The sequence below is a fragment of the Rhizobium leucaenae USDA 9039 genome (assembly GCF_000426285.1).
GTDB lineage: Bacteria > Pseudomonadota > Alphaproteobacteria > Rhizobiales > Rhizobiaceae > Rhizobium > Rhizobium leucaenae.
On record NZ_AUFB01000002.1, the window covers coordinates 322029 to 337063 of the forward strand.

The following is a 15035-nucleotide window of genomic DNA, read 5'->3' on the forward strand; positions in this document are numbered from 1 at the left end:
CGGATAGCCGCTTCTGGTTCACACGTTGGGAGGGCAAGGCAATGTTTGCAGGGGGATTGAACTTCGCGCTCGGGGAGGAGATCGAGGCGCTGCGTGAAAGCGTGCGCCGCTTTGCCGGCCAGCGCATCGCGCCGCTCGCCGACGAGTTCGACCGCAATAATGGTTTTCCGATGGAGCTGTGGCGGGAGATGGGCGATCTTGGACTGCTCGGCATCACAGGCGACGAAGCCTATGGCGGCGCCGGTCTCGGCTATGTGGCGCATGCCGTCGCCATGGAGGAGATCAGCCGCGCCTCGGCCTCCGTTGGTCTCAGCTACGGCGCCCATTCCAATCTTTGCGTCAACCAGATCAACCGCAACGGCACGGACGAGCAGAAGGCGCGCTACCTGCCAAAATTGATTTCCGGCGAGCATATCGGTGCGCTCGCCATGTCAGAGCCCGGCTCTGGCTCGGATGTCGTCTCGATGAAGCTGCATGCCGAAAAGCGCGGAGACGGCTATGTGTTGAACGGCAGCAAGATGTGGATCACAAACGGCCCGGATGCCGACGTGCTGGTCGTCTATGCCAAGACCGCTCCGGAGGCCGGCCCGCGTGGCATTACCGCTTTCCTGGTCGAGAAGGGCTTCGAGGGTTTCTCCGTCGGCCAGAAACTCGACAAGCTCGGCATGCGCGGCTCCAGTACTTCGGAACTGGTTTTTATCGACTGCAAGGTGCCGGCGGAAAATGTGCTGGGGCAGGTCGAAGGCGGCGTCCGTGTGCTGATGTCCGGCCTGGACTACGAGCGCGTTGTCCTCTCCGGCGGCCCGCTCGGCATCATGGCCGCCTGTATGGATGTGGTGCTGCCTTATCTGCACGAACGCAGGCAGTTCGGCCAGCCGATCGGCGAATTCCAGCTCATGCAGGGCAAGCTTGCAGACATGTATGTGACCATGAACGCGGCGCGCGCATATGTCTATGCCGTTGCCGCCGCCTGCGATCGCGGTGAAACGACCCGCAAGGACGCTGCCGGCTGTATCCTCTATGCTGCCGAGAAAGCGACTGCCATGGCGCTCGAATGCATCCAGGCCCTCGGCGGCAATGGCTACACAAACGACTACCCCGCCGGCCGGCTGCTGCGCGACGCCAAGCTCTATGAAATCGGCGCCGGCACCTCCGAAATCCGCCGTATGCTGATCGGTCGGGAGCTATTTGCCGAAACCGTCTGATTCTGAATTTCACCCCCAATTTTGGTGATACCGCATGACCGTCCTGAAATCCCAAATCTCCACCCATTCGGACCGTTTCAGGGACAATCGCGCCGCGATGCTGGAGGCGATCGGCGTGGCCGAGGCGGCGTCTTTGCGGGCGGCGGAGGGTGGCGGTGCGCGGGCGCGTGAGCGCCATGTCAGCCGCGGCAAGCTGCTGCCGCGTGACCGGGTGGCGGGGCTGATCGATCCGGCGACGCCCTTTCTTGAAATCGGCACGACGGCTGCGCACGGCATGTATGGCGATGAGGCGCCGGGGGCGAGTTTGATCGCCGGCATCGGCCGCGTTGCCGGCCGGGACTGCATGATCGTCTGTAATGACGCGACCGTGAAGGGCGGCACCTATTACCCCATCACGGTGAAGAAGCATTTGCGGGCGCAGGAGATCGCGGCGGAAAACAATCTTCCCTGCCTCTATCTGGTGGATTCCGGCGGAGCCAACCTACCGAACCAGGATGAGGTCTTTCCGGATCGAGATCATTTCGGTCGCATCTTCTACAATCAGGCCAATATGTCGGCGGCGGGCATTCCGCAGATCGCCGTGGTCATGGGTTCGTGCACCGCGGGCGGCGCTTACGTGCCGGCCATGTCCGACGAGACCATCATCGTCGAGGGGCAGGGGACGATCTTTCTCGCCGGGCCGCCGCTGGTCAAGGCCGCGACCGGCGAGGTGGTTTCGGCCGAAGATCTCGGCGGCGGCGATGTGCACACGCGCCTTTCCGGCGTCGCCGATCATCTGGCGCGCGACGATGCCCATGCGCTTGCGCTGGCGCGGCAGGCCGTTGGCAATCTCAACCGCCACAAACCGACGACTGTCGAACTGCGCACGCCGGAGCCGCCGCTCTATGATCCCGAGGATATTCTCGGCATCGTGCCCTCCGATCTGCGCACGCCCTACGATGTTCGCGAAGTCGTCGCCCGTATCGTCGACGGCTCACGCTTTGACGAATTCAAGGCGCGCTATGGTGCCACACTGGTTTGCGGCTTTGCTCATATCCACGGCATCCCCGTCGGCATCATCGCCAACAATGGCGTGCTGTTTTCGGAATCGGCGCTGAAGGGCGCGCATTTCGTCGAGCTTTGCTCGCAGCGCAAGATCCCGCTGGTTTTCCTGCAGAATATCACCGGTTTCATGGTCGGTCGGAAATACGAGACGGAGGGCATCGCCAAGCACGGGGCGAAGCTGGTGACGGCGGTGGCGACGACGAAAGTGCCGAAGATCACCATGCTCATCGGCGGCTCCTTCGGCGCGGGCAATTACGGCATGGCCGGCCGCGCCTATTCGCCGCGCTTCCTCTGGACATGGCCCAACAGTCGCATCTCCGTCATGGGCGGAGAGCAGGCGGCCGGCGTGCTGGCAACGGTGCGCGGCGAGGCCCTGGTGCGCGCCGGCAAGCCTTGGACGAAAGAAGAAGAGGCGGCCTTCAAGCAACCGACCTTGAAGATGTTCGAGACCCAGAGCCACCCGCTCTACGCCTCGGCGCGTCTCTGGGACGACGGCATCATTGACCCACGCAAGAGCCGCGACGTGCTGGCTCTGTCGCTTTCGGCCGCGCTCAACGCGCCGATCGAAGACACACGTTTCGGCCTGTTCCGGATGTGAGGAGATGGAGATGAAACGCGACATCATCAATGCCAAGAATGCACCGCAGCCACGCGGCGGCTATGCCCAGGCGGTCAAGCTAGAGAATTTCGAGAGACTGCTGTTCGTCAGCGGCCAAATTCCGACGACATCAGACGATGCGCTTCCGGAAGGATTTCAGGCGCAGGCGCGTCAGGTCTGGCTCAATGTCGACGCGCAACTCAAGACCGCGGGGATGAGCAAGACCGACATCGTCAAGGTCACGACCTATCTCGCCGACCGTCACCATACGATCGAGAACCGCGAGATCCGCAGCGAATATCTGGGCTCGCTCACGCCGGCGATGACGGTGGTGATTGCGGGCATTTTTGACACGGCGTGGCTGCTCGAAGTCGAGGTCGTCGCCGCGCAATAGGGTTTGCCCATGTTTTCGAAGATATTGATCGCCAATCGCGGAGAAATCGCCTGCCGGGTCGTCCGGACGGCAAGACGGCTGGGCATCCGCACGGTCGCCGTCTATTCCGATGCCGATAGGGATGCGTTGCATGTGGCGCTGGCGGACGAGGCCGTTCACATCGGCCCGGCGGCTGCGAGCGATAGCTATCTTTCGAAGGAGCGGATCATAGCCGCCGCGCAGCAATCCGGCGCCGAGGCCATTCACCCAGGCTATGGCTTTCTCTCGGAAAATGCCGAGTTCGCAGAGGCTGTTGAAGCAGCCGGGCTGGTCTTTATCGGCCCATCGCCGGCCTCGATCCGCGCCATGGGCCTGAAGGATGCGGCCAAGGCGCTGATGGAGCGCGCCGGCGTGCCTGTCGTTCCCGGCTATCACGGCGATAAACAGGATGCGGCATTCCTTGCAGAGGGGGCAGCGGAGATCGGCTTCCCCGTTCTGATCAAGGCGCGGGCGGGCGGCGGCGGCAAGGGCATGCGGCGTGTCGACCGCCCGGAAGATTTTGCGTCTGCATTGGAGGCGGCAAGGCGAGAGGCGAAATCGGCTTTCGGCGACGACGCGGTCCTGATCGAAAAATATCTGACTCAACCACGCCACATCGAAATCCAAGTCTTCGGCGACAGCCATGGCAATGTCGTGCATCTCTTCGAGCGCGATTGTTCTCTGCAGCGGCGGCATCAGAAGGTGATCGAAGAGGCGCCGGCCCCTGGCATGACGGAGGAGATGCGCAGCGCCATGGGCGAAGCTGCCGTTCGAGCAGCCCGCGCCATCGATTACCGCGGTGCCGGCACCGTCGAATTCATTGCCGATGTCTCAGAAGGCCTGTCGCCGGATCGCTTCTTCTTCATGGAAATGAACACTCGTCTGCAGGTCGAGCATCCTGTCACGGAAGCGATAGCCCGCGTCGATCTGGTCGAATGGCAATTGCAGATTGCCTACGGTGAGCCCTTGCCGAGGACCCAGGCCGAACTCGGCATCGAGGGCTGGGCCTTCGAGGCGCGGCTTTATGCCGAAGATCCATCGCGGGGTTTCCTGCCGGTGACTGGGACGCTCTCGCACCTCAGATTTCCGGATGGCGATGTCCGCATCGACACCGGCGTACGTGAAGGTGATAGCATCACACCGCATTATGATCCGCTGATCGCCAAGCTCATCGTCCATGCCCCAACCCGCCAAGCGGCCCTCGCCAAACTGACGCGGGCGCTGCAGGACACGCAGGCAGCAGGAACGGCAAGCAATCTCGATTTCCTGGTTCGATTGAGCCAACAGCCGGATTTCGTTGCGGGCTGTCCGGATACGGGCCTTATCGACCGCGAGGCAGAGACACTGACCGCAGCATCGATACCGGACGATATTGCGCTTGCCATTGCCGCTATCTTCGAGGGGGGAGGCATGGCGCAATCTTCAGGGAGAGAGCCATGGCAAGCGCTTGGCGCCTGGCAGCTTTGGGGCGAGGCGGGCCGCTCTGTCACGCTACATCACAGCGGCGGACGGACGAACGGGCGGGTGGCTGCGAAAGGGCAAGATCGATATTCAGTTCAGTTCGATGACCGCGCTGTCGCCGTTCGCATAATCAGCCGTAACGACGATAGCTGCCAGGTGGAAATCGACGGGCGGCAATTGCGTGCCGACTTTTTTCAGATGCCGCATGGTGTGACGCTGTTCTTTGATGGCCATACCCATCGTTTCCATCGGACCGACCCGCTGGATGGCGCTGAGGAAGAGGCCGTTGGTGGCGACCGGCTGATTGCGCCTATGCCTGGCCTCATCAAGATCGTCCGGGTGCAGGAAGGCGATGTGGTCGCAAAAGGTGAGGCGCTGATCGTCATGGAAGCCATGAAGATGGAGCTGACGCTGACGGCGACGCGCGACGGTGTGGTGGAAAGCCTGCACGTCGGCGAAGGAGATCAGACCAGCGAGAGCGCAGTGCTGCTATCGCTCCGGCCGGAGGACGCACAATGACCGATCGCCCTTCCAACCATGTCACGATCGTGGAAATGGCGCCGCGGGATGGCCTGCAGAATGAAAAACGGTTGATCGACACGGAGACCAAGATCGAGCTGGTGGATTTGCTTTCCGACTGCGGTTTCGAGCGCATCGAGGTCACCAGCTTCGTCAGCCCGAAATGGGTGCCGCAGCTTGCCGACGCGGCCGACGTCATGGCCGGGATCAAACGGAAGCCCGGTATTCGCTATGCGGTGCTGACGCCGAATATGCAGGGGTTGGAGGCAGCACTTGCCGCAGGCGCCGATGAAGTGGCGATCTTCGCGTCGGCCTCGGAAAGCTTTTCGATGCGCAACATCAATTGCACCATCGCTGAAAGCATCGAGCGTTTCCGACCGGTGGCGGCGGCGAGCTGTGATCGCGGCATTCCGCTGCGTGGCTACATCAGTTGCGTGGTCGAATGCCCCTATGAAGGCGCGGTGCCGCCGGCGAATGCCGCGAGCGTCGCGCGCCAATTGCGCGAACTCGGCTGCTACGAGATCAGCCTCGGCGATACGATCGGCAGGGGCGAACCGGAGGCGGTGGACAGAATGCTGGACGCCGTGCTTGCCGATCTCCCCGCCAGCATGCTGGCCGGCCATTTTCACGATACTTCAGGCCGGGCATTGGACAATATCGGTGTAGCCCTGGACCGGGGCATCCGGGTGTTCGATGCCGCCGCCGGCGGTCTCGGCGGCTGCCCTTTCGCGCCCGGTGCCAAAGGCAATGTCGATACCGTGGCGGTTCATCACTATCTGGCACTGCACGGCTTCGAGACCGGTCTCGACGAGGAGAAGCTTGCCCGCGCCGCCGCCTTTGCCCGTAGCCTGAGGAGTGCCACATGACATCGCAAACCATCCATATCGCCATCGACGAACGTGGTGTCGCCCGCCTGAGCTTGACGCGGCCCGAAAAGCACAATGCCCTGTCGGCTGAGATGATCGATGCCTTGACGGAAGCCGCTTCCGATCTCAGGCGGGATCCGGGCGTGCGCGTCGTCGTCCTTGCGGGCGAAGGCGCAAGCTTTTGCGCCGGCGGCGACCTCGGCTGGATGCGCGCCCAGTTCGATGCCACCCGCGCCGGGCGCATCATTGAAGCCCGGCGGCTTGCCATGATGTTCAAGGCCTTGAACGAATTGCCGAAGCCGCTGATCGCCCGCGTGCACGGCAATGCCTTCGGCGGCGGCGTCGGCATCCTCAGCGTCTGCGATATGGTGATTGCAGCCGCGACCGCCCGCTTCGGCTTGACGGAAGTTCGCCTCGGCATCATTCCCGCCACCATCAGCCCCTATGTCATTGCCCGCATCGGCGAGGTTAAGGCCCGCCCGCTCTTCCTGTCCGGTAAAGTCATCGACGCCTGGCAAGCCCATGCGGCCGACTTGTTGTCCCGCGTCGTGCCTGAGGAAGCACTCGACGAAGCCATCGAAGCCGAAATCCGCCATTTCCTCGCCGCCTCGCCGCAGGCTGCGGCGCGCGCAAAGGCGCTGGTTCGCTCTCTCGGCATGCCGATCAGTGATGAGCTCATAGATCACGTGATCACTCAATTAGCCGATACCTGGGAGACGGAGGAAGCTAAGGAAGGGGTCACGGCTTTCTTCGAGCGGCGGGAGCCAAGCTGGCGATAGCACATTTAAACTCGCCTGTTTTTCTCTATCGTCAGTTGTGGAAATTCTCCGCTCCCCGTTGCCGTTAGGTCACCAGAAGCCGGTTTGTCCCAGCGAAAGCCGAGGACCGCGCCTTTTTCCATCTGCTGGAACAGATTGTCCGAGATGACAGCCGTACCGGCGCCGTCGGCGACGGAGACGACGCAGCCGATAGGAGCTTGGCGGATGATGTTGCCGGTGGCGACGAGATTGCGGAGATAGGGACCCCAGCCGAGTTTCAGGCCCCAGAGCGGGGCGTTTTCGATGAGGTTAGACGCAATCAGCGTGTCGGCTTCGGCTGAGATCCCGATGCCGAAGCCGCTTTCCTGTGGGTAGGGGCCGGTCAGGGACAGGTTGCGGATAATATTGCCGGTTATGCTGGCAAGCCGGCCGCCCTTGTCGAAATTGGCAATCGCGATACCGTTGGCAGCGCCGTCGACGAGATTGTTGCTGACCACGGCGCCTTCGAACTCGAATTCGCAGAAGATCGCCGTTTCGCCGGAGCGCAGGCACTGATTGCCGGTGATCTGCACGTTCGATGCCGAATTGGCGCGTACTGCGGTGAAGGCGCAATCGGCTATCTGGTTGCCGGAGACCAAGACGCCGTCGGCGCGGAAAATGTTGATGCCGTTACCGTTCTGGCCCGTGCCGCCATCATTGGCGCCGATGCGGGCGATGCGATTGCCCGTCACGACGCTGCCGTCTTCGCCCTTGTCCCAGCGATGGATGAGAATGCCGCCATTGCCGCAGTCCTCGACCGTATTGCCGGTAATCGACAATCCCGTCGACTGGACGGAATAGAGGCCGGCTTCTGCGGCGCCCGATATGCGGCTGCGTTCGATCCGCCCGCCGCAGCGCTCCAGTTGCAGCGCATGTTTGCGGCTGCCGGCGATGTCGCAATTGTCGATCAGCACTTGGTCAACGCCGGTAAATTGCAGCAACCCGCCGGCATAGTCGGCAAGCCAGTGGTTGCCGCCATCAAGAACGAGCCCGGAAAGTTCGATGCGTTTGGCCTTGTCTGCGCTCATCAGATGGCCTTCGCCGCCATAGACCAGCCGCGAAGCGCCGGGGACGCCGGTAATGCGGGTATTGTCGGGCAGCGAAAGGTTCGACACATCGTAGTTGCCGGGCGGCAGAAACACCGGCGCGTTGTCGCGCGCGGCACTGTCGATGACGGCCTGGAGCTTGCCGCTTCTGATGTCGCTGGTGCCCGGCGTCGCTCTATAGGCGATGGCATCGATCGGTCCGCGCATCTCGGCGCTGGCCATCTTGACGAGCGGCGAGGAAAAGCCGCGTTGGGCAAACAGGCCGGTTGCGGCCGAGCCGGCGATATAGGCAATGAACGCGCGGCGCTGGACCATTATCAACTCCTGAAACAAACCTTCCGGAAGCACGAACCATGCCATGCGCATCTGTGCCGATTTGATACGGAAAAGGCCTGTTTTCGTGGAACAGGGTCTCCGAATTTTCGCAGGTTTCGCCCATTTATTCTTTCGTTCACCCATACCCTTAAGAGCCTTGAAGGAAGCGGGAACTATAATGATCGCGTTTTGGTTGTGACATTTGAATGGAGCCGCGCCTGCGGTTGGGTTGGGAGAATGCGCATCATGAATAAGCCGGCTCTTCAGCACGCCCGGACAGGCGAGCGCAGTCGTTCGCTCGATATCGAGACGGAGCGCCTGTTGGCAGCCACGCAGGCGCTGATGGCGGCGAACGCGCACCACGTCGCCGATGGCATCGAGCAATTGCGCCTCAAGGCGATCGTACATGAATTGCCGGATTTTCTCTTCGTCAAGGATCGGGAAAGCCGCTTCGTCTTCGCCAATTCCGCCACGGCAAAAAGTCTCGGCCTGGAAAGAGCCAGCGCGCTGACCGGCAAGACCGATTTCGATTTGGTGCCGCTGGAGCGGGCTACGAAATACTACCGCATCGAGCAGGAAATCATCGCTAGCGGCAAGCCGCGGCTCGATATGGAAGACGTCATTCCCTCCGCGAGCGGCGGTAAGCCGGTCTATCGGCTGACCTCGAAGTTGCCGCTGCGCAACGATCGCGGTGAGGTGATCGGGCTGATCTGCATTTCGCGCGATATTACCGAACGCAAACGCCAGGAGCATCTGCGCCGCAACCAGGCCGAGCTCTTGGAAATGATTGCCAAAAGCGAGCCGCTGGAGATGATCCTCGAGGCGCTGGTATTGATGGTCGAAGATCAAATGACCGACATAAAAGGGTCGGTCCTGCTGCTCGATCCCGAAGGCATCCATCTCTCCCACGGCGCGGCCCCTAATCTGCCAGCCACCTATAGCCGCCTGATCGACGGTATTGCCATCGGACCGAAAGTCGGCTCCTGCGGCACGGCGGCCTGGCGCGGCAAGCCGGTCTTCGTCTACGACACCCAGACGGATCCGCTCTGGGAGGATTTTTCTGATCTAGCCGCGCAATATGGCCTGCGCTCGTGCTGGTCGACGCCGATCATGACGTCGCAGGGCAACGTTCTCGGCACTTTCGCGCTCTATTCCGGTACCGTGCGTGAGCCGACCGAACGCGAGCTGGAGCTGGTCGCCATGGCGACCCACATCGCCGGCATCGCCATCGAGCGCAAGCGCGCCGAAGACCGCGCCTATTTCATGGCCCATCATGACGACCTGACAGGTCTGCCGAACCGTGCCTTTCTCAAGGAGAACATGGCGAAGATCCTGTTCAAGGCTCGCCGGAACGGCCGCAAGGTGACGGTCGCTTATGTCGATCTCGACAATTTCAAGCAGGTCAACGACAGCCGCGGCCACAGCGCCGGCGACGAGCTGTTGAAGGAGCTGACGGCCCGCATGGTCGATAGCCTCAGGGCCTCCGATATGGTGGTGCGCCTCGGCGGAGACGAGTTCCTGCTGGTCATCGTCCATCAGTCGCGCCACGACACCGGCATCACCCGGCGGCTGCGTGAACTGCAGAAGGCGATTACGCAGCCGGTGGTGATCGGGGAAATCAAGATCGCCGTGACGAGCAGCATCGGCGTTGCTGCCTTTCCGGCCGATGGGGAGACTCCGGATGAGTTGATCGCCTGTGCCGACGCGGCCATGTACAAGGCCAAGGAGCATGGCCGCAACCGGCTGCAATATCATATTCACAGGCCGGACGCGGCTGGCGTCATGCCGCTGAGCGAGCAGGAAGAATTGCGCAGCGCCATCGGTGCCAAGCAGTTCTTTCTGGAATACCAGCCGCAGGTCGATGTCGCGAGTGGCCGCATTGTCGGGCTGGAGGCGCTGGTGCGCTGGCGTCATCCGCGCCACGGCATGATGCCGCCCGGTCAGTTCATCCCGCTGGCGGAAGAATCCGGGCTGATCATCCCGCTCGGTTTGTTCGTGCTGAACGAGGCCTGCCGGCAGGCCAAGGAATGGCAGGTAATGGGCCTGCCGCCGCTTACGATCGCCGTCAATGTTTCGGCTCGGCAGTTCGGCGATCCGGCGCTTGCCGCGCACGTCACCGAAGCTCTGGAGGCGAGCGGCCTCGAGCCGCAATGGCTGGAGCTTGAGTTGACGGAGAGCACGCTGATGCATGATGTGCCGCGCGGCCTGCACGTCATGCAGGCGCTGAAGGCGCTTGGCGTGCGTCTGTCCATCGACGATTTCGGCACCGGCTATTCCAGCCTGGCGGCGCTGAAGACCTTTCCCTTCGACCGTCTCAAAATGGACCGTTCCTTCGTCGAGGCCTTGCCACGCGACGAGACGACCGTCGCCATCGCCTCGGCCGTCATCTCGCTTGCGCGCCGGCTGCGCCTGGCTGTTGTGGCCGAAGGCGTGGAAACGGACGAGCAACTCGAATTCCTGCGTCAGGCTCAGTGCCATGACGCCCAGGGCTTTTATTTTTCACGGCCGGTCGGGCCAGGGGAGATCGCGAAAATTCTCGCAAGAGCCGGTGATCGCCTCGCTTGAACCCATCACTGTCCACTGTAATTCTGCCCCGATATATGTGGCCCTTAAATTGATTCTGTCTGGGGCCAGACGCCAAGAGGGGAAATCGATTTATGGGCAAGGGGCGCATCGAAGCCTTTTCCGATGGCGTGATCGCCATCATCATCACCATTATGGTGCTGGAATTGAAAGCGCCACATGGCGAGGGGCTGCAGGCGCTGATCCCGCTGATCCCGACGCTGCTTTCCTATGTTCTAAGCTTCGTCTATGTCGGCATCTACTGGAACAATCACCATCATATGTTCCAGGCGGTGAAGCATGTCAGGGGCGGCGTGCTTTGGGCCAATCTGCATCTGCTGTTCTGGCTGTCTTTGATGCCCTTCGCCACCGGCTGGATGGACGATAACGACTTCGCCATGACCCCGGTGATGGTTTATGGCTTCATCTTGCTGATGTGCGGTTTCGCCTATTACATCCTCGGCCGGATGCTGATCCGCGTGCATGGCAGGGATTCCGATTTTGCCCACACACTCGGCTCGGATGGTAAGGCCGCGCTCTCCGTCAGCCTCTACATCATCGCGATCATACTTGCCGCCATTAATCCGTTCATCTCCCTCGGCATCTATTTTATCGTCGCTTGCATATGGCTGATACCGGACCGGCGCTTCGAACGGATGATGAAGTAGACGGGCGTCGATCTGTGGGCGACTCACGAACCGTGTTAGTCCTTTGACATGCGGGTTGCAGCCTTTCAACGCCGAGCACTGTTCGATGCCCTCGATGAGGTCGGGAATGTGCTTTCGCGCGACTTGACGTGGGCAGATGAGCAAGGCATCGACCTCGCCCTTTTCCCCGAATGCTATCTTCAGGGACACAGCTATGAATCGGCACTTACCAGGCGGCGTGCACTCTCACTCGATGATCCTGCCCTGAATGCCTTGATCGCCCGCTGTGCATCGGGGAAGACGACCGCGATCATCGGCCTCTTCGAGCGGCGAGGGGAGTCGATTTACAACAGCGCGGTCGTCGCGAGGGCGGGGCGGATAAGCGGGGTCTACGCCAAGATGCATCCCATCGAAAGGGGCTGCACGCCCGGGACCGATTTTCCGGTCTGGGCACTCGGCGATTGGTGCTTCGGCATCAATATCTGTTCCGATCTCAGATATCCCTATACGGCGGCCCGGCTCGCCAGAAAAGGAGCAGGCCTCATCTGCAATCCCCTCAATCTGATGCTTCGCCCGCACAAGGCGGAAAAGTGGCATAGGCCTGCCATCGAAAGCTTGCGGATAGGCGCCAAGCATACAAAATGCTGGGTCATGTCGGCCGATGTCGTCGGCAGCAATGCCGACGGCTGGGTGAGTTACGGCAGTACCGCGATCGTCGATCCGAACGGCGTGGTCGTCGCGAAGGCCAAAGCGTACAGCGAAGATGTTCTGGTTTTCGATCTGCCCGACGAACGGCTTGAAGCGAACTCGGTCAAAAAAGCGGCAATGATCGCTACATAATTGCATAAATCACGCTATCTTTTGTCCCATGAGACCGGATCAACTGCTGTATCCCGCCCCTGAGGGGCTGTTCTGCCCGATCGGCGGCTTCTATGTCGATCCGGTGCGGCCGGTCGAGCGGGCGTTGATAACGCATGGACATTCCGACCATGCCCGCGCCGGCCATGGCCGAGTGCTCGCCACCCGCCAGACCCTGGACATCATGCGGATACGCTATGGCGATGATTTCGCTGGATCGGAGCAGCCGGTCGGTTTCGGCGAGGAGCTGACGATCAACGGCGTTCGGGTGCGGTTTCATCCGGCCGGACACGTCCTCGGTTCCGCACAGATCGCGGTGGAGAAAGACGGGCTGCGCATTGTCGTATCCGGCGATTATAAGCGGCGGCCGGACCCGACCTGCGCCGCCTACGTGCCTGTTGCCTGCGACGTCTTCATTACCGAGGCGACCTTCGGATTGCCGGTCTTCCATCATCCCGATCCGATGGACGAGACGGCGAAGCTCTTGGCTTCGCTTCGGCAATTTCCCGAGCGCACCCATCTCATCGGCGCCTATGCACTCGGCAAGGCGCAGCGTGTCATCCGGCTGCTGCGCGATGCCGGTTACGACAGGCCGATCTATATTCACGGCGCGCTGGAGACGCTATGCAGTTACTATGCCGGACAGGGGATCGCGCTTGGCGAGTTATTGCCGGCAACGATCGAAAGCCGGGACCAATCGATCTTCAAGGGCGCCATCGTCGTCGGGCCGCCGTCGGCTTTTGCCGATCGCTGGGCGCGGCGGTTCCATGAGCCTCTGCCCGCCTTTGCGTCGGGCTGGATGATGGTGCGCCAGCGCGCCAAGCAGCTCGGCGTCGAGCTGCCGCTCGTCATTTCGGATCATTGCGATTGGCCGGAGCTGACGGAGACCATCTCGGAGCTGAAACCGGGCGAAGTCTGGGTCACCCATGGACGCGAAGAGGCTCTTGTGCGCTGGTGCGAATTGCAGGGCATCCCGGCCAAGCCGTTGCATCTGATCGGCTATGAGGATGAGGGTGACTAATGAAAGCCTTCGCAGATCTCCTCGATCGCCTGGTGCTGACGCCGAGCCGCAACGGCAAGCTGAAGCTGCTTATCGATTATTTTCGCGATACGCCCGACCCCGATCGGGGCTATGGTCTTGCTGCGATCGCCGGCACGCTCGAGGTGCGCAACGTCAAACCAGCCATGCTGCGCGAGCTTGTGCTGGAACGCATGGACGAAGTGCTGTTTCATTATTCCTATGACTACGTCGGTGATCTCGCCGAGACCATTTCGCTGGTCTGGGACAAGGAAAGCGACATCATCCGCCCGGCGGGCGAGCAGCCGAAGCTTGGAGAGGTGGTGCGTCGGATGAATGCGCTGGGGCGTACCGAGGTGCGCAGCTTCGTTCGCGACCTGCTTGACCGGCTGGACACGTCAGGCCGCTTTGCCTTCCTGAAGCTCGCCACCGGTGCGCTACGCATCGGTGTGTCGGCGCGGCTTGCCAAGCAGGCTCTGGCGGAGCTGAGCGGCAAGCACGTGACCGAGATCGAAACGCTATGGCATGGGTTGCAGCCGCCCTATGAAAGCCTGTTCCAATGGCTGGAGGGCAAAGGCGACAAACCCGTGCTGGCGACGCCGGCGATCTTCCATTCCGTCATGCTCGCCAATGCCGTCGAGCCCGGAGATCTCGATGGGCTCAATCCCCTGGATTATGCCGCCGAGTGGAAATGGGACGGCATCCGCGTGCAGCTTTCGCGCGCGGGGATGACGAGCAAACTTTATTCCCGCTCCGGCGACGACATTTCCGGGGCCTTTCCAGATATCGTTGACGTCATCAGCTTCGAGGGTGTGGTGGACGGCGAATTGTTGGTCGGCGGCACAGCGCGTTCCAACAGTCCGACCCGCACCTTCTCTGACCTGCAGCAGCGGTTGAACCGCAAAACGGTAACAACGAAGATGCTGGAGGAATATCCGGCCTTCATCCGTGCCTATGACCTGCTATTCGATGGCGAAGAGGACGTGCGTGCCCGCGGCTTTCTCGATCGGCGGGAGCGGTTGACGGAAATTATCGAGGCTGCGCCACACGATCGTTTCGACCTCTCGCCGCTGGTGGATTTTACCTCCTGGGAGGAGTTGGACCAATTGCGTTCGGCACCGCCTGATCCCGTTATCGAAGGCGTCATGATCAAGCGCCGCGACAGTGCCTATCTCTCCGGCCGCGCCAAGGGGCCGTGGTTCAAATGGAAGCGCAACCCATACAATGTCGATGCGGTGCTGATGTATGCCCAGCGAGGCCATGGCAAGCGTTCGAGCTATTATTCCGATTTCACCTTCGGCGTCTGGTCGATGACACCGGAGGGCGAACAACTGGTGCCGGTCGGCAAGGCCTATTTCGGTTTCACGGATGCCGAGCTGGAAGTGCTCGACAAGTTCGTGCGCAACAATACGATCGATCGTTTCGGCCCGGTAAGAGCGGTCAGGGCGGATCGCGATTTCGGCTTCGTTCTCGAAGTCGCCTTTGAAGGGATCAACCGTTCGACGCGGCACAAATCCGGCGTTGCCATGCGTTTTCCACGAATTGCTCGTCTGAGACCCAACAAGCCGCCCTATGAGGCGGATCGGCTGGAAAATTTGGTGGCGCTGATTGACGCCAAGGCTCCTGCCGTTGATGAATAGGATAGGCCGATTCCTCACCACAATGTGAGTTGGCCTCGCCTTTCAAC

The 15035-nt window shown here is 61.5% G+C and carries 12 protein-coding genes; 11 read left to right on the forward strand and 1 reads right to left on the reverse strand.

Going from position 1 to position 15035, the window contains the following annotated elements; all coding sequences use genetic code 11:
• The first annotated feature begins 41 nt into the window (after positions 1–41).
• Genes K290_RS0104305 through K290_RS0104330 form a run of 6 tightly spaced genes read left to right on the forward strand, consistent with a single transcriptional unit; the run spans position 42 to position 6884 of the window.
• Positions 42–1205 (forward strand): isovaleryl-CoA dehydrogenase, encoded by a 1164-nt coding sequence (locus K290_RS0104305; protein ID WP_028750733.1) that lies wholly within the window; start codon positions 42–44, stop codon positions 1203–1205.
• Between the two features lie 34 nt (positions 1206–1239).
• Positions 1240–2847, forward strand: coding sequence for a carboxyl transferase domain-containing protein (locus tag K290_RS0104310; RefSeq protein ID WP_028750734.1), 1608 nt, complete (start codon positions 1240–1242; stop codon positions 2845–2847).
• Between the two features lie 10 nt (positions 2848–2857).
• On the forward strand, positions 2858–3241 hold the full coding sequence (locus K290_RS0104315) for a RidA family protein (RefSeq protein ID WP_028750735.1): 384 nt from the start codon (positions 2858–2860) through the stop codon (positions 3239–3241).
• Positions 3242–3250: 9 nt separating this feature from the next.
• Positions 3251–5239 carry an acetyl/propionyl/methylcrotonyl-CoA carboxylase subunit alpha gene (locus tag K290_RS0104320; protein WP_028750736.1) on the forward strand — a complete coding sequence of 663 codons (1989 nt, stop codon included), beginning with the start codon at positions 3251–3253 and terminating at the stop codon, positions 5237–5239.
• Complete coding sequence (locus K290_RS0104325; RefSeq protein WP_028750737.1) at positions 5236–6105, forward strand: hydroxymethylglutaryl-CoA lyase; 870 nt, start codon at positions 5236–5238, stop codon at positions 6103–6105. The genes K290_RS0104320 and K290_RS0104325 overlap by 4 nt, the downstream gene beginning before the upstream one ends.
• Complete coding sequence (locus K290_RS0104330) at positions 6102–6884, forward strand: crotonase/enoyl-CoA hydratase family protein (RefSeq protein ID WP_028750738.1); 783 nt, start codon at positions 6102–6104, stop codon at positions 6882–6884. The genes K290_RS0104325 and K290_RS0104330 overlap by 4 nt, the downstream gene beginning before the upstream one ends.
• 5 nt (positions 6885–6889) lie before the next feature.
• Here K290_RS0104330 and K290_RS0104335 read toward each other — a convergent pair whose 3' ends face one another.
• Positions 6890–8263 (reverse strand): TIGR03808 family TAT-translocated repetitive protein, encoded by a 1374-nt coding sequence (locus K290_RS0104335; RefSeq protein ID WP_028750739.1) that lies wholly within the window; start codon positions 8261–8263, stop codon positions 6890–6892.
• Between the two features lie 246 nt (positions 8264–8509).
• On the opposite strand from K290_RS0104335, the gene K290_RS0104340 reads away from it, so the two are divergent.
• From K290_RS0104340 to K290_RS0104360, 5 genes are all read left to right on the forward strand, one after another.
• Positions 8510–10828, forward strand: a complete 2319-nt coding sequence (locus K290_RS0104340; RefSeq protein ID WP_028750740.1) for a sensor domain-containing protein — start codon at positions 8510–8512, stop codon at positions 10826–10828.
• 92 nt (positions 10829–10920) lie between these two features.
• On the forward strand, positions 10921–11493 hold the full coding sequence (locus K290_RS0104345) for a TMEM175 family protein (protein ID WP_028750741.1): 573 nt from the start codon (positions 10921–10923) through the stop codon (positions 11491–11493).
• A 108-nt stretch (positions 11494–11601) separates the two neighbouring features.
• Complete coding sequence (locus K290_RS0104350; RefSeq protein WP_245276469.1) at positions 11602–12312, forward strand: carbon-nitrogen hydrolase family protein; 711 nt, start codon at positions 11602–11604, stop codon at positions 12310–12312.
• 28 nt (positions 12313–12340) lie between these two features.
• Complete coding sequence (locus tag K290_RS0104355; protein ID WP_028750743.1) at positions 12341–13351, forward strand: ligase-associated DNA damage response exonuclease; 1011 nt, start codon at positions 12341–12343, stop codon at positions 13349–13351.
• Entirely contained in the window at positions 13351–14988 is a 1638-nt protein-coding gene (locus K290_RS0104360) for a cisplatin damage response ATP-dependent DNA ligase (RefSeq protein ID WP_028750744.1), read from the forward strand. Before K290_RS0104355 ends, K290_RS0104360 begins: the two co-directional genes overlap by 1 nt.
• The last annotated feature ends 47 nt before the right edge of the window (positions 14989–15035 follow it).

Bases quoted from the DNA above. Each gene is read 5' to 3' on its own strand.
- K290_RS0104305 (WP_028750733.1), top strand. From the start codon at position 42: ATGTTTGCAGGGGGATTGAACTTCGCGCTCGGGGAGGAGATCGAGGCG.
- K290_RS0104310 (WP_028750734.1), top strand. From the start codon at position 1,240: ATGACCGTCCTGAAATCCCAAATCTCCACCCATTCGGACCGTTTCAGG.
- K290_RS0104315 (WP_028750735.1), top strand. From the start codon at position 2,858: ATGAAACGCGACATCATCAATGCCAAGAATGCACCGCAGCCACGCGGC.
- K290_RS0104320 (WP_028750736.1), top strand. From the start codon at position 3,251: ATGTTTTCGAAGATATTGATCGCCAATCGCGGAGAAATCGCCTGCCGG.
- K290_RS0104325 (WP_028750737.1), top strand. From the start codon at position 5,236: ATGACCGATCGCCCTTCCAACCATGTCACGATCGTGGAAATGGCGCCG.
- K290_RS0104330 (WP_028750738.1), top strand. From the start codon at position 6,102: ATGACATCGCAAACCATCCATATCGCCATCGACGAACGTGGTGTCGCC.
- K290_RS0104335 (WP_028750739.1), bottom strand. From the start codon at position 8,263: ATGGTCCAGCGCCGCGCGTTCATTGCCTATATCGCCGGCTCGGCCGCA.
- K290_RS0104340 (WP_028750740.1), top strand. From the start codon at position 8,510: ATGAATAAGCCGGCTCTTCAGCACGCCCGGACAGGCGAGCGCAGTCGT.
- K290_RS0104345 (WP_028750741.1), top strand. From the start codon at position 10,921: ATGGGCAAGGGGCGCATCGAAGCCTTTTCCGATGGCGTGATCGCCATC.
- K290_RS0104355 (WP_028750743.1), top strand. From the start codon at position 12,341: ATGAGACCGGATCAACTGCTGTATCCCGCCCCTGAGGGGCTGTTCTGC.
- K290_RS0104360 (WP_028750744.1), top strand. From the start codon at position 13,351: ATGAAAGCCTTCGCAGATCTCCTCGATCGCCTGGTGCTGACGCCGAGC.